17 protein-coding genes are annotated in these 21,896 nt (G+C 48.6%); 11 read left to right on the top strand and 6 right to left on the bottom strand.

The window, feature by feature from the left end:
* The first annotated feature begins 17 nt into the window (after positions 1-17).
* Positions 18-1,190, top strand: coding sequence for an MFS transporter (locus K7P76_RS23310; protein WP_232187718.1), 1,173 nt, complete (start codon positions 18-20; stop codon positions 1,188-1,190).
* 658 nt (positions 1,191-1,848) lie between these two features.
* On the opposite strand, the gene K7P76_RS23305 is transcribed toward K7P76_RS23310, so the two are convergent.
* Both K7P76_RS23305 and K7P76_RS23300 read right to left on the bottom strand, forming a co-directional pair.
* Positions 1,849-2,490, bottom strand: coding sequence for a GNAT family N-acetyltransferase (locus K7P76_RS23305; protein ID WP_232187717.1), 642 nt, complete (start codon positions 2,488-2,490; stop codon positions 1,849-1,851).
* Positions 2,487-3,056, bottom strand: coding sequence for a hypothetical protein (locus tag K7P76_RS23300; protein WP_232187716.1), 570 nt, complete (start codon positions 3,054-3,056; stop codon positions 2,487-2,489). Before K7P76_RS23300 ends, K7P76_RS23305 begins: the two co-directional genes overlap by 4 nt.
* A gap of 186 nt (positions 3,057-3,242) precedes the next feature.
* Here K7P76_RS23300 and K7P76_RS23295 point away from each other — a divergent pair, with 186 nt between their 5' ends.
* A complete protein-coding gene (locus tag K7P76_RS23295) occupies positions 3,243-3,830 on the top strand; it encodes a TetR/AcrR family transcriptional regulator (RefSeq protein ID WP_232187715.1) in 588 nt (195 codons plus the stop codon).
* 38 nt (positions 3,831-3,868) lie between these two features.
* Positions 3,869-6,955, top strand: coding sequence for an ATP-binding protein (locus K7P76_RS23290; protein WP_232187714.1), 3,087 nt, complete (start codon positions 3,869-3,871; stop codon positions 6,953-6,955).
* A 115-nt stretch (positions 6,956-7,070) separates the two neighbouring features.
* Here K7P76_RS23290 and K7P76_RS23285 read toward each other — a convergent pair whose 3' ends face one another.
* Positions 7,071-8,732, bottom strand: coding sequence for a PucR family transcriptional regulator (locus K7P76_RS23285; protein ID WP_232187713.1), 1,662 nt, complete (start codon positions 8,730-8,732; stop codon positions 7,071-7,073).
* A gap of 232 nt (positions 8,733-8,964) precedes the next feature.
* On the opposite strand from K7P76_RS23285, the gene pucG reads away from it, so the two are divergent.
* The 3 genes from pucG to K7P76_RS23270 all read left to right on the top strand — a co-directional run bounded on the left by pucG (position 8,965) and on the right by K7P76_RS23270 (position 15,117).
* Positions 8,965-10,209, top strand: coding sequence for a pyridoxal-phosphate-dependent aminotransferase family protein (pucG, locus tag K7P76_RS23280; RefSeq protein ID WP_309244790.1), 1,245 nt, complete (start codon positions 8,965-8,967; stop codon positions 10,207-10,209).
* The gene (gene ggt / locus K7P76_RS23275) at positions 10,202-11,803 is read left to right on the top strand and encodes a gamma-glutamyltransferase (RefSeq protein WP_232187712.1); all 1,602 of its coding nucleotides are present in this window, start codon (positions 10,202-10,204) and stop codon (positions 11,801-11,803) included. Before pucG ends, ggt begins: the two co-directional genes overlap by 8 nt.
* A 251-nt stretch (positions 11,804-12,054) precedes the next feature.
* The gene (locus K7P76_RS23270; RefSeq protein ID WP_232187711.1) at positions 12,055-15,117 is read left to right on the top strand and encodes a hybrid sensor histidine kinase/response regulator; all 3,063 of its coding nucleotides are present in this window, start codon (positions 12,055-12,057) and stop codon (positions 15,115-15,117) included.
* Between the two features lie 24 nt (positions 15,118-15,141).
* On the opposite strand, the gene K7P76_RS23265 is transcribed toward K7P76_RS23270, so the two are convergent.
* The gene (locus K7P76_RS23265) at positions 15,142-15,750 is read right to left on the bottom strand and encodes a hypothetical protein (RefSeq protein ID WP_232187710.1); all 609 of its coding nucleotides are present in this window, start codon (positions 15,748-15,750) and stop codon (positions 15,142-15,144) included.
* A 97-nt stretch (positions 15,751-15,847) separates the two neighbouring features.
* On the opposite strand from K7P76_RS23265, the gene K7P76_RS23260 reads away from it, so the two are divergent.
* The 4 genes from K7P76_RS23260 (at position 15,848) to K7P76_RS23245 (ending at position 19,208) form a co-directional block, all read left to right on the top strand.
* Positions 15,848-16,177: an ArsR/SmtB family transcription factor gene (locus tag K7P76_RS23260; RefSeq protein ID WP_232187709.1), complete on the top strand. Its 330-nt coding sequence runs from the start codon at positions 15,848-15,850 to the stop codon at positions 16,175-16,177.
* 102 nt (positions 16,178-16,279) lie between these two features.
* Positions 16,280-18,019, top strand: a complete 1,740-nt coding sequence (locus tag K7P76_RS23255; RefSeq protein WP_232187708.1) for a SulP family inorganic anion transporter — start codon at positions 16,280-16,282, stop codon at positions 18,017-18,019.
* 31 nt (positions 18,020-18,050) lie between these two features.
* A complete protein-coding gene (locus K7P76_RS23250; RefSeq protein WP_232187707.1) occupies positions 18,051-18,488 on the top strand; it encodes an Rrf2 family transcriptional regulator in 438 nt (145 codons plus the stop codon).
* Between the two features lie 81 nt (positions 18,489-18,569).
* Complete coding sequence (locus K7P76_RS23245; protein WP_232187706.1) at positions 18,570-19,208, top strand: NAD(P)-dependent oxidoreductase; 639 nt, start codon at positions 18,570-18,572, stop codon at positions 19,206-19,208.
* A gap of 75 nt (positions 19,209-19,283) precedes the next feature.
* Here the strand turns inward: K7P76_RS23245 and K7P76_RS23240 are convergent, their stop codons facing one another.
* Together K7P76_RS23240 and K7P76_RS23235 are read right to left on the bottom strand one after the other, a co-directional pair.
* Positions 19,284-20,150, bottom strand: coding sequence for an AraC family transcriptional regulator (locus K7P76_RS23240; RefSeq protein WP_232187705.1), 867 nt, complete (start codon positions 20,148-20,150; stop codon positions 19,284-19,286).
* A gap of 131 nt (positions 20,151-20,281) precedes the next feature.
* On the bottom strand, positions 20,282-21,010 hold the full coding sequence (locus K7P76_RS23235; protein WP_232187704.1) for a DUF6022 family protein: 729 nt from the start codon (positions 21,008-21,010) through the stop codon (positions 20,282-20,284).
* Positions 21,011-21,115: 105 nt separating this feature from the next.
* On the opposite strand from K7P76_RS23235, the gene K7P76_RS23230 reads away from it, so the two are divergent.
* Entirely contained in the window at positions 21,116-21,850 is a 735-nt protein-coding gene (locus K7P76_RS23230; protein ID WP_232187703.1) for a TetR/AcrR family transcriptional regulator C-terminal domain-containing protein, read from the top strand.
* Positions 21,851-21,896: the final 46 nt, after the last annotated feature.

Raw genomic sequence — 21,896 nt, 5'->3', positions numbered from 1 at the left:
GGAGGAGCTTGTTAATCATGAAGAATATGGACAATATATGGAAACTGTATGCCATCCGGTTCTTTCACAGCCTAGTACCCGCCTATGTAATTGAAAGGTTGTTTTGGGAACAGCGGGGCATGACGATCCAGATGGTCGTATATACGGAAATTATTTATGCGATAACTATTGTTTTACTTGAGGTTCCTACAGGAATCATTGCCGACAACTGGAGCCGGAAGAAAATGATGGTGCTAAGCGCTGTTTTGTGGTGTTACATGTTCCTTATATTGTTGTTTGCGACGGAGTTCTGGCACTTTTCCGCAGCGATTTTCCTGGCGGGCATTGCTAGATCAGCAACCAGCGGGTCGGAAAATGCATTGCTTTATGATTCATTACGGCTAAGCGGTAAGGAACAGTTTTTTGAAAAAGTTCTGGGCCGCTTGAATGTGTTCGATTTCGCGTCAGCCATAATAGCCGCCTTATGCGGGAGTCTTCTGGCTAGCCGGTTTGATTTCGAGTTGAATTATTGGATATCCTTGGTCAGCATGCTTGTTTCTTTATGCCTATCGTTAATGCTCGTTGAACCTTCCGTTAAAAGCAATACCGATGAGCCGATAGAGATTAAAGAATATATAAGAGCTTCATTGCTCTTTTTTAGAAAAAACCGGGGAGTTTCCCTTTTGTTGCTATCAGGCATGGTTACGGGTGCGTCCTTGAGTTTCATCTATGAGTTCTGGCAGCTTTATTTAGAGAGACTGGACATTCCGGTGGTCTATTTTGGGTTGTTTTCCGCAGCATTTATGTTGTTGGGACTTCCAGGGAACATGCTTGCGCATGCGATGAAAGGCTGGTTCAGCTACAGGACTTTGCTGTCGGGAGTGACCGCTGTAATTGCCGCAGGGTTCATCTATATATCGTTAGTTAAAGACTATACCGGGTTGGCGGCGATTTTTCTAATCGGATTGTTTGCAGGCGTAATCGAACCGATTACAACCGGATATTTGCATCATAGAATTGATTCCTCCATGAGAGCGACGATGGATTCGTTTCAATCTTTGGGAGAAAATGCAGTACTTATGATAATAGGCTTGGGCTTTGGTTTCTTCTCATCGAGATTTGATATTTTCGGTGGATATGGGTTCATTGCCTTCATTTGCAGCGTGTTCTTCGTTTATTTTGTATTCGCATCCAAAAAAGTTGTTGAATAGTACGCCGATTGGAAAAATGGCTTACGGCGTCCAAGACTCCTCGCATACGGGGGGGCTCGGGCGCCTTTTTGAACGTAACGCTGCGGTTCAAAGTGATGAGGGCAGTTTTTTGGCCTTGGCGAAGTCGCAACGCTGCGATTCAATGTGATGAGGGCAGTTTTTTGGCCTTGGCGAAATCCCGATACTGCGGTTCAAGGTGGTGAGGGTAGTTTTTTGGCCTTGGTGAAGTCCCAACTCTGCGATTCAAGGTGATGAAGGCAGTTTTTTGGCCTTGGCACCATATCGCAGTGGAATTGGAGAAGGAAGCCCGGATTATAACGCCATTCCAATCAAATCTGCCAGAACTGAGGACTCCAAACCACCCAAACCACCCAAACCACCCAAACCACCCAAACCACCCAAACCACCCAAATACTCCACGTCCCGCACAACGCCAAACACTCTCTGCCCATAGTCGGATAAACCGACTATTACGAGAACAACCCCAAACATCTCCTGCCCATAGTCGGATTATCCGACTATGGCGATGGCCTAAGATTCGTTCTATAGGACTTCGCGCTAATTCTGCATATGCTCACCTATTCTAGTCTTATAGAATTGCACAAAACCTCATAGCCCACTTACCTATACGGAGTGAAAGGGCTTGATTTTTGTCGAGTTAATGCAGTTCCTTTTGATAGAACATACAATACACAGGCAAGTTATCGAATCGTGTTTCGCTGCTTAAAGTAAATCCAAATCTCCGATACAAATTTACATTTTGTATATTTTCCGTATCCAGCGCGACCCCTTGTGATTTCTTGTCCGCATCTGTCGTATTCAACAGGTGCTGGAGCAGGGATTTACCGATTCCCTTGCCCTGAGCGTCCGGCTTTACTCCAATCATGATGAGGTAGTGATGCGGCAATGGGGGAGCGGCGGATCTTGTGATTCGCATATAGGAATTAAGACGACTCAAAGTTTTTCCCGACATTAGAAAAAACAAAGGAATCAGCCTCCCGATTAGCAACAATCCTCCTATCATATTCTGAAGCTTGCTTGCGTGCGGTTTCTCCACAATGTAGGCCCCTAGCAATTTTTCATTTTCAAAAGAACCCCACACCTCTTCATGGAGCAGAAAGCTTTTATCAAACATAAAGGATACGAAAGCCGTCACGCTGTTTCTCGCTTTGCTATCTAGCTCCGGATCGCCGAATAAATGCAGGAATAAGGGATCTCTGGCAAATGCCTCGCTCATGAGCGACACGAATATGGACTTATCCGACTTGGTTAGCTTAGATACTCTATACGAAGTTCTCATGCTTCTTCACTAGTATTGTTTATTGCTTTACCATAATGATCAACGGCGAAGCTAAATAACACTTTAAGCATAAATAATGAGCAGATGATCAACATATAAGGCTTCATATCGGTCAGCATAGGTGTGCAGCCCAGTCCAACACTTAGGAGCAAGCCTGCAACGAATAGCTGAGAATGTTTGCCGATAAGCGCATTCACGATAAATGCTCCAGCGATCGTATATGCCCACACTCCTATCGAATACCAAATATCCGTATTTAATAAAAGCGCAACAAGCACGATATGAAAGTGTATCGAAATGAATACGAGTCGATTCGTCGATCGCGCCGCATAGAAGTTGCTGGTTGAAGCCGAAAAATTGGCAATACATCCTGAAAATATATCGAAAATCAATAATAATGCCAACGCGCTGCGCCACAACGGTAAATTTTCCGTAAGCTCAGGGAATATGAAATATAACGCAGGGGTCAGCAGTCCGCCAAAAAGCAGTATGGCTACAATAGATCCAAATGGCTGTCTTTCACCAAAAACATCATGCATAAATGATGGAATCCGTATTTGTTTCATTTGATTACACTCCCTTTATCAATTGGTACTTGCAACGATCACTTTCGGTTTTAATAATTATGTACTAAAAACACTCAAACACTACAAAATTATTATAACTGCACTAAATTAAAACATCAATAGATTTGTACTTAATTCATTGAATAACTCTAAAACTTGAGCTAAACTACAGGTGAGGTGAAGGAGATGAACGGCTTCGAACGACGGAAACAGAAAAAAACCGAGCAAATTTACAGCGTTTCCTTTCAGCTATTTTCCCAACACGGATTTCAGAAAGTCAGTGTGAATGAGATCGCTCACAAAGCGAAGGTTTCTCCTGCGACCATTTATAACTACTTTGGTACTAAAGAACAACTGTATTCCGATATGCTAATGAATTGGATGGACAAACAGTTGGAGCAGTATGGGAACATTCTTGATTCAGGGCTTTCCTTTCCTGAGAAGACCAAGGAAATCATGCTGAGCGAGGCCAAAAACTTAAAGATCTTATCGGATGAATTTCAGAAAGATCCATCCTCTGAGGTTAGCGGGTTGATGCAAATGATGGAAAGGTACAACGAGCAGAAGGTCTTACCCTTTTTTATGAAGTTTGTCGCGACGGGGAAGCAAGAGGGTTATATTCATAAAGATCAGACAGAAGAGTTGACTATGATGTACTTCACAATGTTCAAGAATGAGATGGGCCGGTATTTGGAATCGTCGAATCAAGAACATGCAACTCGGAGTATAGATCAATGGGTGGAGTTGTTCTTCTACGGGTTAAGACGAAATTAAAGGAATATAGCAATTATTGACGAATTATAAGGTTTATTATGACTAAAAGAAAAATAGTTGCCATTATCGGTTTGTTCGTGCTCGTTCTGACAGGTATCCGTCTGCTGTGGTTTCAACTTCAAACCTCTCCTCTTCATGTCGAAGCCGTTAATGGCCAATTGGATTTACGAGGTTGGGATCGACACTCCAGTCCAATGCTCTCGTTGAATGGTCAGTGGGAATTCTACCCCTATAAGCTAGTTGCGCAAACCTCCAATGATGGGGGCGTGCTAGATAGCGGCACCCAAATCGCGCGGGTTCCTGGAAGCTGGACAAAGGACTTATCCCAGAAAAACAATTCAACCTTTGGATACGGATCTTATCGCTTACGTATCTTGGTTGAACCGAATAGTAAAGAACCTTATAACATCCGAGTACCGGGTATATCCTCTTCCTCCGCTTTATTCGTGAATGGCCAATTGCTTGCCCAATCCGGTCAACCGGCTGATCGTGCTGAGGCGTATACAGGGGGGAACGTACCTTACTCGACTTCGTTCACGACCGATCGGAGCGTCATTGACATTGTCATCCACGTTGCGAATTACGATGATCACGTTATGGGCGGAATGATGCAACCGATCAAGTTCGGAACGGAAGCTGCCATGGATCGAGCCTATTGGTTCTCCATAGGCACGCAATTGACGGTTTGTTTTATCCTGCTGATGCACGCCATATATGCGCTTATCCTCTATGTTATTGGAGCCCGGCAGAAAGCGCTGCTCTATTTTTCTCTATCGAATATTAGCGCGATTATGACGATTCTCATTGATGACGACCGCATTTTACCGGCATGGTTCCCGGTTAACTATGAATGGACCTATAAGCTGTATTACCTCTCTTTCTTGGGCGCCGCCGTGTCTATCTTACAGTATACCAAGCACCTGCTGCCCTCGTTCTCGATTCTCAAAGGTGCTCGTTGGTACGTGGCCTTGTGCGGCCTCTATGCCTTATTCGTCTTGTTCTTGCCGACCCGGCTTCTTAGCTATACCGACCTCGTGCATACGTTAATCGTCTTTATCCCGTATATTATCGTTCCCACTCTTATGGTGCTGGCTACCCGAAGAGGCATCCCCGACGCGATTTATTTATTGCTCGGCGTTACGGGCATTACCGTGAACATGATATGGGGGGTCATCAAAAACACGGGCTGGATCGAAAGCGGTTATTACCCTATCGATATGATTGCCGCCTTTATCGCTTTCGCTCTGTTCTGGTTCAAACGCTATTTCCGTACCTCGGCCCAAACGGCCAAGCTAGCCGAGCAATTGCAAGCGGCAGATAAGCTCAAAGATGAGTTCTTAGTGAATACATCCCATGAACTGAGAAATCCGCTTCACGGCATTCTGAATATTGCTCAAACCGTATTGGATAGCGATAGCCCCTATGACGACGATCGAAATAGAACCCACATGAAGCTGCTTGTCTCCGTAGGCAAACGAATGTCCTACATGCTGAACGATTTGCTGGATCTAACCCGATTTAAGGAGAATCGCGTACGATTGCATCCAACGAGTCTCCAAGTTCAGACGGTGGCTTCAGGCGTGCTGGATATGATCCGATTCATGACGGAAGGCAAGCCTATCCAGCTCATTAATAACATCCCAAGCACACTGCCGCCCGTTCTCGCGGACGAGAACAGGCTTATCCAAATTATTTTCAATCTTCTACACAATGCGGTCAAATTCACGAATGAAGGACAGATCATGATCGACGCCTTTACCGAGGACGGCAAAGTTTTCATCCAAATCTCGGATACCGGGATCGGAATGGATGAAGAGACGCAAAGTAGAATATTCCAGCCCTATGAACAAGGCGACGTCGAAACGACGGCCAGCATAACGGGTCTTGGGCTTGGATTAGCTATCAGCAAACACCTGGTAGAGCTCCATCAGGGCACGCTTACGGTCAGCTCCAAGCCAACGCGTGGATCTGTATTCACCTTTTCCATGCCGATTTCCGATTCTGCCGCTCCGATAGCGGATGGGTTTATTGCCCAGCCACTCGCTTCCTTCACGGCTTCCGAGATAGCTTCTGCCAACGAAGCGGTCACATCCGGACGTCCCGAGCTTGTGCCTGCAAACGCGAATAAAGATAGACCGCATATTCTTGCGATTGACGATGACCCTGTTAACTTGAGCGTATTAATAAGCGTGCTTTCCCTGGAAAATTACGATATCGTAACGGCTACAAGCGGCTCGGAGGCTTTATCTCTCTTGGACGCCAAAGTTTGGGATCTCATCATTACTGACGTTATGATGCCTCACATGTCCGGCTATGAAGTCGCCCAAGCCGTTCGAACCCGATTCTCCCACTCGGAGCTGCCGATACTGCTTCTTACGGCGCGCAATAGAGCGGAAGATATCGAAGCCGGCTTTCTGTCGGGGGCTAACGATTACGTGACAAAACCCGTCGATGCGTTGGAATTAAGATCCCGGGTGCGGGCATTAACGGAAGTGACCCGGGCCGTGCGCGAACAGATGCGTATGGAAGGTGCATGGCTTCAAGCGCAAATTCAGCCGCATTTTCTATTTAACACGCTGAATTCCTTAGCCGCGCTCAGCGCAATCGATATCGGAAGAATGAGAAAATTGCTGTTGGTATTTGGGGACTACCTGAGGGCCAGCTTCGACTTTCATAATTCGGAGCGCTTTGTTCCGTTATCTAAAGAACTGGAGCTCGTTCGTGCTTATCTGTATATCGAGAAGGAGCGTTTTGAAGACCGGATTGAAGTCATATGGGAAGTGGATGACGACTTGCAGCTGTATATCCCGCCGCTGTCCATACAGCCCCTTGTAGAGAACGCGGTTCGACACGGCATACTGATGCGTGCCCGCGGAGGCAAGATTCATATTCGCATCACCGAATTCGAAGGCTACGTGCAGATCTCCGTTCAAGATGACGGAATAGGCATGGACGGGGAAACGCTGCATCAAGTTCTGCACAAACAAGCGGAAGCGGTCGGACGAGGAGCGGGAATCGGCCTGATCAATACGGACCGTCGCTTGAAGCAGCTCTACGGCGAAGGTCTTCAAATTCATAGCTCTCCCGGAGAAGGCACCCTCATTTCCTTTGCCGCGAGAAAATAAAGCGATGCTTAGCTCTTATCCACTTATACCAGTTCCTAACGGTCCATGATTCCATCCTTTGCGGATGGACTTTCTCGGGATCTGCCGTTGTTGACATCGCAGTGGCAGAAGATGTTCAAGGGGACATTGACGTAATCTTCAACAGAGGTTCTATAAGGAAGGCGATGCGAAAACGAAGGCTGTCCCCCGGCACGTCGAATTCCCGGCCTGTCAGCTGCTGCAGCTTATTCAATCGATAGACCACGGTATTGCGGTGAATATAGAGCTGCTTGGCGGTATCCGCGATTTGTCCGTGATTGTCCAGATAGACGAGCAAAGTCTTCAGCAACTCGTGTTTCTCTTTCTTTTCCAGCCCTTCTAATCCTACGAAAGTATTCTCATAGAAGTTCAGCAGTTCTTCCTCCGGCACAAGCCGGAACAAATCGATGAGCTCCTTCCCCGAGTAAAACTGGACGAACCGGCTCCGTTTAGAACGGTATCCATATTGCAACGCCTCGACCGCTTCCTTATAGGTGACGGGGCAATCAAGCAGCTTGACCACGGGCTTTCCCACCCCGAGGGAGACGGCAATACCTGAAACTCTCTCGATCCGCAAGATCGCTTCCTTTAGCCTCTCCTCCAGATTCGCGGGCATTTCGTGACCTTTGCTCTCGCTCTTAGGCAACGAGACGACGAGAATGAGCGCGTCATTCTTGTTGAAGATGGCGAACGATAGGCCGGCGCTCTTGATTTCTCTCTTGATGACTTCGTAGAATACGTCGCTCTCCGCAACTCCCTTATCCTCCTGCGGTCCTCTATTTTTCGCCGGTATCGGATCTCGCTTAACGGCGATGCAGAACGACAGGCAGCGATCGGTCAGCCCGTATTTTTTGCCGCGGTGAAGCACCTCCAGCTCCGACGTGAAGAACCCTTCGACCAAGTCGCTTAAAAACTCGCTTTTATAGCGCCGCGACCGTTCCTTGACCGCTTGCTTTTTCAACAGCTCGAACCGGATGACGTTTACGGCTTGCTCCACCGCTAGCTTAGGCAAAGGGTTTTTCTTGTCCTCGTCGGAAAATGCGATCAGATAGCCCTGGAACTGAACCGTCTGGATGGGATGAATGACAAGCTGCCGAAACGGAAGGTGATCGGGCTCGAGCAGGCGAAGGTTGCGGGTCGGCTCGTTGGGTGAATAAGCGGACATGAGCTCCTTAAGAGGCCCGACGGCTTCCGAATAAGGAACTACGTTGAAGTGGGCGGAAGTTGCGATCGAGTTCAAAGAAGGATCAAGGAGCAGCACCGGGGCTCCGAGCAGTTGGGATAGGGAGTTGATGATCTCGGGAATTCCTTGGCCTTGCAACACCAGGTTCGCGAAGTTCTGATGGCTCTCGAGCGAGTACTTGAGCTCATCGGTCCGTTTCTCCAGAAGAAAGCTGACGGAGTCATAGAGCACTTCGCCGAGAGTGTGGTTCAAGGGCAATTCGATAATCGGAAAATGGAGCTCGTCGGCAATCTGGATGGCAGGATGCGGAACCTCGGATAAGAAGCGTTTGGTTTTGATGGCGATTCCGGCGCATCCGACTTGGCTCATATTGGATATAAGCATACGCAGCGCATGGGGATCGTCCTTCACGATGTAGGCTGTTGTCAGGAGAAGCTCTCCGGGCTTTAAGTATTGGATAATGTCCGGGGCGTCCATGATGTTGACCGATTGAACTTCGCGGGTCAGCCCATTCGCGCCGGCAATAACGCGGGCGGAGGCGAGGACGGGGACATTCATTAAATCTTTGAGCATCATGGCGTTGCACCTCTGCGATGTAATGATATTTAACATTAAATTAGCATAATCGCCGAAAGAAAGGTGTAATTATTTATATTAGCTAACGTATGAATATATTTTTGTGCACTTTAGCAAATGACTTTTACATTTTTTAGAGATAAGATGGAGTTGTTATCTGTCTCCGGTTGTCCGACGTGGTAGTTTTCATCCCGAGTTCACAATATAAGCTAGCATATGGGGAGGAAGCAACGTGAAGAAATATGCGGATTTATCTCCTTCACCCCGCATCATTATGACGCCCGGACCGGTCGAGGTCGATCCGCGCGTATCCAGGGCGTTGTCCTATCCGATGCTCGGTCAATTCGATCCGGAATTTACTTCGTTAATGAATGAGACGATGGAGATGCTTCGGGACTTGTTCCGGACGGCCAACCGCTGGGCTTTCCCGGTTGACGGAACGTCCCGCTCGGGAATCGAAGCGGTGCTGACCGGACTGATCGAGCCCGGGGAACGGGTTCTTGTGCCTATCTACGGCCGCTTCGGCTACCTCTTGGCCGAGATCGCCGAGCGATGCGGAGCCGAGGTCGTCACGATCGAGAAGGAATGGGGATCAGTATTTTCCACGGAGGAAGTCATTGCCGCTATCGACAGGGAGAAGCCGAGTATCGTAGCCATCGTTCATGGCGAGACGTCGACGGGACGGCTTCAGCCGCTCGCCGAAATCGGCCATGCTTGCCGGGAGCGGGACCTGCTGCTCGTTGTCGATGCGGTCGCGACGATCGGCGGCTTGCCGGTCGAGACGGATGAATGGAAGCTGGACGCGGTTATCGGCGGAACGCAGAAGTGTTTGTCGGTTCCTTCAGGCATGTCGCCTCTTACTTACAATGAACGAGTCGAAGCGCGGCTCTTGAAGCGGAAGAGAATCGAGAGAGGAATTAGGCCCGAAGGATACTCAGACAGCGGCGAGGTATCGTTCATCCGCAGCAATTACTTGGATCTCGCGCAGCTCCAGGATTACTGGAGTCCGCTCCGGCTGAACCACCATACCGAAGCGACAGCTATGCTGTACGGATTGAGGGAAGGCTTACGGCTTGCGCTTGAGGAAGGTTTGGAGGAAAGGTTCGCAAGGCATCGGTTGAACGAGCGCGCGCTGATGGCGGGGCTTGAAGCGATGGGCCTTAACTTGTACGGAGATCCGGCTTGCAAGATGACGGTCGTTACCTGCGTCGCCATCCCGAACGGGGTAGACGGGGAAGCGGTCAGGAGCCAATTGCTGGCGGATTTCGGCATCGAGATCGCGAGTTCGTTCGGTCCGCTTAAAGGGCGGATATGGCGAATCGGAACGATGGGATACAGCTGCCGTAAATCAAACGTTCTGCTAACTCTGGCCGCGTTGGAGGCTGTGCTGCCTTTGCGTGGCTATCATCCCGTTGCGGGACGGTCGGTTCAGGCAGCTCTTGCCGTATATAGGGAAGGGGCGGGTCAAGATGAATAACGTTATGCCGCGCGCGTATCGTTTCATGGTTACGTCTCCCCATTATTTGGCCAGCCATGTCGGAAGCTTGGTGCTCGCGCAAGGCGGCAATGCCATCGACGCTGCCGTCGCCATCAGCGCCGCGTTAGCGGTTGTGTATCCTCATATGACGGGACTCGGCGGGGATAGCTTTTTCTTGATTTACTCGGCCGAAGAGGGCAAGGTCATCGGGCTTAACGGCAGCGGCCGTGCAGCGAAGACGGCGAACCCCGACGTTTACCGAAGCGAAGGGTTAGCCAGACTGCCGGATCGCGGCGTTCGGAGTGCTCTGACCGTTCCCGGCATGGTGGACGCTTGGTGGGAAGTGTGGTCCAAGTACGGCAAGCTCGCATGGGAGAAGCTGCTAACGCCGGCTCTCGAGTATGCGGAGAAAGGTTTTCCGATTTCCCGCGACTTGCACGGCTGGATGCAACGGGATGAGCTGCTGCTTAGGGCGGACCCCGTGTTGTCCGAATTGTTCATCGATCCGTTGACGAACGAATTAAAGTCCGAAGGAGCCCGGCTTGTTCAAACTCAGTTAGCCGAATCGTTGCGGTCGATTATTAGCGGAGGCCGCGATTCATTCTATAATGGTGCACTTATGCGCCGAATTGTCGATGCGGTTCGCAAGGACGGCGGAATTCTCGCAGAGGAAGACTTTCGCTCGCACCGCTGCGATTGGGTGGAGCCGTTATCTGTCACCTACAGGGGGAAGGACATCTATCAGATGCCGCCGAATTCCCAAGGCTTTTCTTTATTGATGATGTTGAATATTCTTGAGACGATAAATTTAGAGGGCATACCGAGACATTCCGCGGAATTCTACCATCTTGTGACGGAAGTGATCAAGCGGGCTTTCTCTTATCGGGACATGTACCTTAGCGATCCGGACTTCGTTTCTGTACCTATCGAGCAACTGTTGAGCAAGGAATTGGCAACCCAACTCAGCGCCCAAATCGCGTTCCCCCCTAATCAGGCCAGTCCTTTCCATTCGGTGCCGATGGGCCAAGATACGGCGTATGCGGCGGTCGTGGACGAGGAAGGAAACGCGGTTTCTTTTATCCAAAGCCTCTATTACGACTTCGGTTCCGCTTACGTCGCGGGAGACACCGGAATTATTTTGCAAAATCGGGGCTCTTATTTCTCGCTGGACGATACCCATCCGAATGTGCTCGCACCGGGAAAGAGGACGTTCCACACCCTTATGCCCGGGATGGCGCTCAAGGACGGCAAGCCGTATTTGCTCGTGGGAACGCAAGGGGGAGAGGGCCAGCCCCAGACGCAATTATCTATTATTACCGGCGTCATGGATTACGGGTATACGATTCAAGAAGCGATCGGGCTCCCGCGTTGGGTGTACGGTCGGACGTGGGGAGAAGAGAGCGACCGGTTGAAAATCGAAAACCGAGAGCTCGGGAAAGAAATCGAACGGCTCGAGGAATGGGGCCATGAGGTTGATGCGATGAGCTCGTGGGACGGAATCATGGGGCAGGCGCAAGGAATTCTGATCGAAGATAACGGAGTTATCAGCGGAGCGGCCGACCCGAGAGGCGACGGATTCGCGATAGGCTGGTAGAAGAGTGCCGATAGAGCGTCAACATACCGGCTTTGCCTTCCTTGATGGGAGGGCGAAGCCGGTTTATTTGCATTCCCAACAGGCCCAGCGACTAGATGGATTCCGCCTTCTTATTTCCTTGCTGGGTAAGGAGTAAAGGATTTCTTTACCAATCTATCGAAACAATAATAGTAGGGATTAGGGTATACCATTCGACATTTCACATTTCCCGCCGTTCGGGCAGCGAAGACGGGTTTCAACTTGGAGGAACCATGCTTAAATCTTGGAAACTGTGGCTGCTGTTCGTTCTCTTTATCCTGGCTATTATCTATCGTGCGGTTACTATTTTCGCCCCAGCGCCTTCGGGCCCCGCCGCGAATAATGGTCTCCTGGATTTGCGAGAATGGAATTTGAAGGACGAAGGTCCGGTTGCTTTTCGGGGGGATTGGCAGTTTTTCAGTGGAAAGCTTCTGACGCCAGCGGAAATATCCGCACATTCACCGGGACAGCGGGTACAATTGCCGAGAAACTGGAATGATTATGTGCGGGAAGGGAAAACAACGCCGTTCGGTTACGGAACCTATCATATTACCGTTCAGCTTCAAGAGAATACGTCCTCCTTGCTTGGTATGCGGATTTCCGACATTCACTCTGCGCATGCGTTGTACGTAAACGGTAGGTTAATAGAAACGAGAGGCAATCCTTCTTCCTCGAAGCAGGACTATATCGCCGATCAATCTCCCTATCCTATTTATTTCGAATCGGATCGCCCCTTGCTCGACCTAGTCATTCAAGTGGCCAATTATGATACCGCTTATGCAGGAGGCATGCTGCAGCCTATTTGGCTCGGACTTCAGCCGGACATTATGGTCATTCGGGAATCCTCCATCGTCTACGACATGTTCTCCTTTTGCATTTTTGGCCTGCTCGGCGTTTGTTTCCTCGTTGTATATGCATTTATTCGGAAGGATAAGGCCGTTCTCTACATCGGCTTATTCTTGGCGATCGCAGCTATATACTTAACTACCTTAGGAGAGAAGTTGCTGCTGGAAACCTTTCCCGACATAAGCAACGAGTGGGGAGGAAAAATCCATTGCCTGTCTTACGCCGTCATGATGTATTCGTATATTAGCGTTACTGCCTATTTGGGAGGGAAGTACAGTTCGGTTGTCTGGGTTAGAATCTTCCAGGGGATCATCGCCGTGTATGGGTTGATCTGTTTGCTGGCGCCAGCCCCTGTTTTCACGAGCCTAGAGTTGCCGGCAACCGTCCTAACCGTCGTGATGAATGCATTCTCGATTTGGGTGCTGATGAAAAGCTGCCTTCGCGGCAATAAGGACGCCGCTTATTACCTTGTCAGCACGTATGGCATGCTGTATCAGATGCTGATGTATGTCTATTACTTGAAAGAATGGATCAGTATGGACGACATCGATATTCTTGGACTGCTATTATCGATGGGGGCCATGGTATTGTTGATTTCCGGCCGGATACTTCGGAATTTTGTCCAGAATGAACGACTTTCGCAGCAGCTGCTCAAGTCGGATAAAACCAAAAACGAGTTTCTCGCCAACACTTCGCATGAGCTTAGAACTCCCCTTCACGGAATGATCAATATCGTGCAATCTTTGTTGGAAGGCTCAGAAGGGCGTTTAACTGCCGGGCAAGAGGCCAATTTGAAGATGGCGCTTACCGTAGGTCGGCGAATGTCGCACCTGCTTCACGACATTCTTGATCTTTCTTATATTAACGATGACGCGGTTGGATTAAACCGACAGCCGGTGCATGTGCGTCCGGTCGTTGCTGCGGTTCTAAGCGTAATGAGTTATCTGACCGACGGGAAAAATATTTCGCTGAATAATCGGGTATCCGACCAACTGCCTGCCGTGTATGCGGACGAACATCGCTTGTTCCAAATTATTTTTAACCTGATTCATAATGCGATCAAGCATACGCCGGAGGGTGAAGTGAGGATAGAGGCTTCCGAAATGTCCGGCAGCATCGAAATCATCGTCTCCGATACCGGGGTCGGTATACCGAAAGAACGGCAGGAAGAAATTTTCCAAAGTTTTATCAAAGGGAACGGGGACAACAATACCCGAATGGCAGGGGTCGGCCTTGGATTAAGCATATGCAAACGGCTTGTCGAGCTGCACGGAGGAAACATTCGCGTTCAGTCTGTTCCCGGAGAAGGTACTGCATTTTCATTCGCAATTCCGGTCGCCTCGGAGCAGCCCGATTGTTGGAACGGGGATGGATCCATTGCCGCGCTGCTTGCCTCGACGCGTACCGATACGGAGATCCTCGAGGAGTATAATCAGAAGCTCCCTTCCTTTGTCGATTCCGAAGGGGAGAAGCATATCGCGATCGTCGATGACGATCCGGTGAATGTCCACGTCATGTTGCAAATTTTGTCGTCCGAACGAATGAAAATATCCGTGTTCTCGAATGGAGAGGACTTGCTTAAAGAACTGGAAGGCATGCTTAAATTTGACTTGATCGTACTGGATGTGATGCTTCCGCAAATGTCCGGTTATGAGGTGTGCAACAAAGTCCGAGAACGTTATACGCTGTACGAACTCCCGGTCCTAATGCTGACCGCCAGAAGCCAATTGGCCGATCTGGTAACGGGATTTCAAGCAGGGGCCAACGATTATGTGGTGAAACCGATCGAGAGAGCGGAGTTGAAATCTAGGGTAAGAACCCTTCTAAGCGTCAAAGTGTCCGCGATTGACCATATTCGTATGGAAACGAATCTGCTCCAAGCCCAAATCAACCCGCATTTTCTTTTTAATACCTTGAATTCAATTGCTTCTCTCATGGAAGAAGATTCGGAGCAAGCGAGGGAACTGTTGATCCAATTCGGCAATTATTTGAAAGGAAGTTTTGATCCGCACAACCAAAGCAGGTTCGTTCCGTTTTATAGGGAACTGGCGCTTGTCCGATCCTATTTGTATATTGAGAAAATCCGGTTTGACGAGCGGCTGGAAGTCGTCGTTGACGTACCGGAACAGCTTCATGTTCAGGTGCCTCCGCTTATTCTGCAGCCGATCGTGGAGAACGCCGTACGGCACGGAGTGATGAAGCGTATCCAAGGCGGCACCGTTCGTCTCACGGTCACGGATGAAGAGAACGACATCGTGATTCAAGTGGCAGATAACGGGGCAGGTATGACGGAAGCCCAGATCGAGGCGGTATTGAGCGGAACCGGCGCGGGAGGGGTCGGGATTTTTAACACGGACCGTCGGCTGAAGTACCATTATGGAAGAGGTCTGGACATCAGAAGCGTTCCAACGGAGGGAACGCAGGTTACGATGCGCATTCCGAAAGGGTAGACTCTTACTCGGGACCGGTGACGCTTATTTATATTCACTTAATGCTTTGTGAAATCGAGGGAAGTGGATGGATAAATGAGCGATATTCCTTATTATCCTAGTCTGCTTTGCGGAATCAGCTTTGTAATACAGGAATTGATCGATGTATCTATCGAGTTTCTCTCTTAGTTCAAAGATGAAGCCGATCGTAATATGTGTTCGGAGCAGTTCCTTCAAGTCGGATGCCAGGGCTTCGCTAAGATCTCCCATGGGTTGAACGTGCAGTGACTTTTGGATATAAAAATATTCCGGGGTAAAATCCTTACGATGATCTTGCCCAGGCACCTGGTCCCAAAAATCATTCCATTCCTGCAAATGTCCGGTTTCAAACAATACGTATTTGAGGAAACCGCATAACCAAGCGGTACAGCTCGTATTACGAAGCGTGCAGCCAGTTCCATTCTTAAGATGGCTGCAACCGCTGCAGCAGGAACCGCCGTGTGAAATACAAACCTTACAAATGGGGTCGGAGCCGATCTCCTGCAAACAATTCATGCCAAGGTCAATGACAGCCTTCTTGCTTATTTTCTGCCTTGATTCCTGAATGGGTTGCGAGTTTTTGACTGATTGATCGTTGATCGTAAAGCTGGGCATTCGCATCCATTCCTTTCTGATAAGCATACAACGGAAGCATGATTAACGGCAATGTGCTATTGTATTCCTATATTCCAAAGTTTAAGGGGCATGTGCCATGAACCAGAATATTCACCAGTTTAAAGCGGATTTCTTTAAAGCTTTGGCTCACCCATTGAGAATCCGAATCCTTGAAGTTCTATGCGATGGGGATAAGAATGTGAATGAGCTTCAAAGCATTTTAGGGTCGGAAGGCTCCGCTATGTCTCAGCAACTGGCCGTATTACGGAATAAAAATGTCGTCTATGGAATAAAAGACGGGACTTCCGTCATTTACTCGTTACGGGATCCGTTGATTAAAGACCTATTGGCGGTAGCTAAGCAGATTTTCGATAATCATCTTGTTGATGCGATTTCATTGCTCGAAGTCATTCGAAATGAGCCATAAACGAAAAGATCGATTATTGTAATTGACTTCGGAGAGTTGCGGGAGTATCATTTCTTATATATTCAAATAATCAAATATATGAATAGAAGAAGGGTACAGCGAATGAGATGGAAGGGAAGATTTGAAGGATACCATGCATCCGCTATGCGTAAGGATCTTATATCGGGTCTGATTGTAGGCATTATCGCCATTCCACTCGGAATGGCGTTTGCTATTGCTTCCGGAGTCAAACCCGAATATGGGATATATACGACGATAATAGCAGGCATTATCATTTCCCTATTCGGAGGTTCCAAATTCCAAATCGGGGGTCCTACGGGAGCGTTTATTCCGATTCTCTTCGCTATCGTTATGCAGTATGGCTACGAAAATCTACTGGTTGCCGGTTTCCTGGCGGGGATTATTCTAGTTCTAATGGGGGTGTTTAAGCTTGGTTTGCTCATCAAGTTTATTCCCCGGCCCGTCACGATCGGATTTACGGCAGGTATTGCAGTCATTATTTTCAGCGGGCAAATCGTCAATTTTCTAGGACTGAGCGGTATTGAGAAACACGAAGGTTTCTTGCCGAATATGAAAGAAATTACGATGCATATCGCGACTATTAATATTTACAGCGTTGCAACCGCGGGAATCAGTCTGGCGGTTATCGTATTCACGCCGAGACTTCTGCCTAAAGTTCCAGGATCTTTAGTGGGGCTTGTCGTTTCTAGCGTTGTTGCCGCATTGTTCTTCCAAGGACACGTAGCGACGATCGGGTCTTCCTTCGGCGCCATTCCAAGCACGCTGCCCCATTTTCATCTGCCGGAAATAACCTGGGATCGGATTCAGACTTTAATTCGTCCGGCCTTTATTATTGCCATGTTGGGCGGTATAGAATCCTTATTATCGGCTGTTGTTGCCGATGGCATGGCCGGCAGTCGTCATAACAGCAACCGAGAGCTGATCGGGCAAGGCATCGCGAATATGGCGGTTCCATTATTCGGGGGTATTCCGGCGACGGGAGCCATAGCACGGACGGCGACCAATATTAAAAATGGGGCCGTCTCTCCTTTTTCCGGTATCATTCATGGCATTGTCGTTTTTCTGACCCTCATTTTATTCGCTCCTTACGCGTCCCATATTCCCCTTGCAAGTATGGCTCCCATTCTAATGCTGGTTGCATGGAATATGAGCGAGCGGAAAGAATTCGCGCATGTGTTAAAAACAAAAACGAGCGACTCCATCGTACTTCTGATTACGTTCTTGCTGACCGTATTCACGAATTTAACGACAGCGGTAGAAATCGGCTTAATCCTTGCCGTTATTTTATTCGTGAAGAGAATGGGCGAATTGTTGACGGTTGCCAAAGTATTGCCCGATCCGAACAATAAACACGAGAAAGTGCAGGCTCATATGGTATATGAAGGACATGATTGTCCTCAAATCAGCATTTATACGATTGAAGGCCCCTTGTTCTTCGGTGCTGCGAATATGTTTGAGAAATCGATTATGGACACGATCCATCAGAGATCCGGAATTTTACTGCTGCGCATGGGGAAAGTCCCCTTCATGGATACGACGGGAGAATCCAATTTAGCCAGTTTGGTGAAGCACTTCGAGAAAACGGGCGGACTGATGCTGCTATCGGGAGTCCAACCTCAGCCTTTGGAAGTGTTGAAGAAAACCGGTTTGTATGAGTTTATAGGGGCGGAACACCTATTTGCACATACAGGTGAAGCCATCAATTATGCATTAACCCGATTGGATAACAACAAGTGTTTGGGTTGCAAGCATTTTGCGTTCCGCGAATGTACGGTACTTTCGAAAGGCGGAAGGCCGCTTGACAGGGATGTAGAATTGTAACTATAATGGTTACAACGAAAGGGTGTTACACATGAAGATCAGCAGCCGTTTTTCCATAGCCGTACACATATTATCGTTGCTGGCTATTACGCCAAGCGCCCACTGCACATCAGAATGGATTGCCGGAAGCGTCGGAACGAATCCCGTAATTATTCGGAGAGTGTTGGGGCAACTTAAAAAGGCTGGATTGGTTACGGTTCGTGCCGGAAGCGGCGGGTCTTTCTTGGCGAAGGGCTTGGACGAAATCCATTTGTTGGAAGTGTATCGTGCTGTCGACGTCGTGGAAGAGGGACGGCTATTTCACATTCATGAGCAGCCAAACCCGGAGTGTTCGGTCGGCGCCAACATCCAAGCCGTGCTGGAGATACTGCTGGCACGTGCACAGGACGCGATGGAGAAGATTCTCTCGGACATCACGATGGATGAATTGGTTTCCGTTCTGTCACAACAGATTAAGTCCAAGGTTTAACACTAATTTTTTTTCGCCCTGTTGTAACTTTTGATGTTACAACTCCCCCTTTCGAAACTACTTAATGGAGGTTTGTAATCAATGAAAATCGGAGTTATCGGAGCAAGCGGCAAAGCGGGATCCTTAATCATCAAAGAAGCGGCAGCTAGAGGACATGAAGTAACGGCAATCGTTCGCGATGCGGCGAAAGTACGCGAGTCTAACGTGGCGGTAATCGAGAAAGATATTTTTGATTTGGCTGCGAAAGATGCAGCAGCGTTCGACGTGGTCGTGAATGCTTTTGGCGCTCCTCATGGGCAAGAGCATCTGCACGCAGAAGCTGGAAAAGCGCTTATTGCAGCAATCCAGGGATCGCCGGACACCCGATTAATCGTGGTAGGCGGTGCAGGAAGCCTCTATGTTGACGAAGCCCAAACGGTTCGTTTGGTCGATACGCCGGAATTTCCGGATCTCTATAAAGCGACTGCGTCCAGTCAGGCCGCTAACCTTGAAGATTTAAAGTATTCCGGTATTAAATGGACATTCGTGAGCCCGGCAGCTTTCTTCAACCCAGCAGGTAAGCGGACTGGTTCCTATCAAACGGGAAAAGACAACCTGATCGTGAATTCTAAGGGAGAAAGTCATTTGAGCTATGCCGATTTCGCCATTGCGATCGTCGATGAAATTGAAAACCCGAAGCATATCAATTCCCGGTTCACGCTTGTGTCCGAGTCTGAATAAGGCTCGATTGCCGCAAATGGAAAGGGCTGTCCCCTGTGGTCGCGAGACCTGAGGGGCAGCCCTTAATTATTGAAATTATTTCTTCACAATAGGAATCCATACCTCGCACCGATAGTTTTCCGCCGTGGTATCTCCCAGAGGATATACCTCCAATTCAGGCGCTCCGGAGTGTTCGTAACCGGTAGCTGGGAACCATTCTTGGAAGATCCGGGCGAACACGCCCTGGATGGCTCCAGGCAGCGGGCCGATAGAGGGGAATATTGCCCAAGTAGAGGCAGGTATCGTCCGCAAAGAGAGCCCTTCCTTACCGGATGTGAGATCGGTTTGACATGCAATCATATAAGAGAAATCTCCCTTTTCCGGTTGCATGTTCAAGCAGATTCCAAACAAATTCCCTTCGTTCCCGATTGAGCTTAGTTTGGCAACCGTGCCGTCTCGATGACATTCCTCCCAGAACTTCGGGATTTGGCGTGTCTGTTTTCCATCCTCCCACGTTGTTTGAATAGACTTGCCGATAACCGTGAAAGCCTCTTTTTCCACAATTCGATAATCCATATCCTTGTCTCCCTTCAGTGATAGATGAAAGGAGATGCGGGGAAAGGCTTTAAGGCTAACGCCCGAATTACGGGCTTCCGAGGGCGAAATGCCGTGGATTTTGCGAAATGCTTTGGAGAAGGACTCCGGAGAGTCATAGCCGTATTTAAGCGCTACGTCCAGTACCTTGGATGAAGTCATGGCGAGCTCCTGCGCCGCTAACGTTAGTTTGCGTTTACGCGTATATTCGGCGATAGTCATACCGGTGATCATGTGAAACATACGTTGAAAATGAAAAGGGGACACATAAGCCGCCTTTGCAATTTCTTCGATATCCAGACGCTCCTCCATCTTCAACTCCATCAAGTCAAGGGCATCTTTCATCCGTATTAGCCAATCCAACCGCATCACCTCCCTTTGTTAATCATCCTATCACTGACTTATCGAGCAATCCTGTCATTGCGTGCTTTCCGTTAACAGGTTCTAATTGATCTAATTATACAAAAAATAGGCCGTACCAGACAGCCTGCGCACCCAATCTAATCCGTGATCATAGCTGGCTCCAGTTGACATTCGATTAGAGGACGTTTGAAGAAACCGACTAAAAGGTCATTGTGCGGGGTAATGGAAACCAACTCCCAACCGTTGCGTCCCCATGCGGAAAGTACATGATCGATATACCCGTAACGAGTTTGCCCGCTATAGGTTTTCAGATAATCGCCCAATCCGGTGTCCGTACCATATTCCCATTTTTCGATGAGTTCGTCGGAAGCAACGGCTTGATAGCTGGAAATATTTCCGTGAATACGCGTTGCCGCAAACGATAGGGCATTCATTATGGCTTCCCGTTCCGTTTCCTCCAGAGCAAAGAAATGGGGAGCTTGAGGAATATCGAATCGGGTATGGGAATGATAAATCTGAAGGACGGCCGTTCCAAGCGGGTCACCGTCCTTATTCTTGATGACGTACCAAGCGCAGCGCTCACGCTCTTCCGGCGGTCCCCAGTTCTCAAAGGAATCGGATAAGTTGAAACCGGATCTCATCGCGTACCCCGTTTCGTTGATCTGCTCACCAATCGGGGCCATGAATTTATGGATGTATGCCCCATAAGCGCGGTCACCGTACTCGGCAAACATCTGGGTAAGTTCAGCTTTATTTTCCTGTAATACATTCTCCCATATTTCCGATAATTGCTGGTTCATAAACTTGACTAGCGTGTGAATGGTTACCTCGGGCTTGCCCGCAAGAAATTGTTGTAAAGTTTTCATTTGTTGTAGACTCCTTTTCGTTGTTAATCTAACGATGTTAGATTAATCTAATAGCATTAGAATAAACGCGCGTGATATACTTGTCAAGGGAAAGGGGAAATCTTTATGGCGAGAAGACGAATTCATCCTCCAAGTCATATCCTCGGTACGGAAGAGAGCGAACCCGCTCATATTCCGCTGGATCGGACGCGTATCATTCAAACGGCGCTGCAATTGTTAAACGAGATAGGTCTGAGGGATTTAAGCATGCGGAAAATAGCGGATCGACTACAAGTAAAAACCGCTTCGCTATACTATCACGTCAAGGATAAAGACGAGTTGCTTCAATGGCTCGGCGATAAAATAAGCGAGAATATGATTGAGCCCGATCCGTCTCTGCCTTGGGAAGAACAGATCGTTCAGTGGTGCGGGAATTTCCGAAAGCTGCTTCATTCGCACAGAGATGCTGTAGAGATATTCAATTCCGCTCTAGCGTTAGGGTATGGCCGTTTGACGCAAATTGAAAAGCTTTTTCAACTATTCGTTTCGGCAGGTTTTCAAGACAGCCAGATCCCTTGGATGGCAGCGATGCTGAAAAATTACGTGCTTGGGTTCGTAGCTGAAGAAGGACAACTCGTCGACCTTGCAGGCAAAGGGGATACGGCGGTTGAAGAATTGGGGGAGCAATATAGCCAGTTCCATCGCCATCTACCGGAAGAGCAGTTTCCGAATATGATTCGTCTAGCGCCCTATACGACGAGCACCGATTGGAAGCAAGAGTTCCAGTTTGGATTGGGAGTCATAATAGACGGTTTTTCATTGAAGCTTTCGTCGGGTAAGACTAACCGAGGTGATCCGTAGAAATGTACGATCTTCCGGAAAAAATTAGGACAAGAATAGTAATGAT

It is taken from the genome of Cohnella silvisoli (assembly GCF_021190915.1).
GTDB lineage: Bacteria > Bacillota > Bacilli > Paenibacillales > Paenibacillaceae > Cohnella > Cohnella silvisoli.
This window is presented reverse-complemented; position numbering and strand designations above follow the sequence as displayed.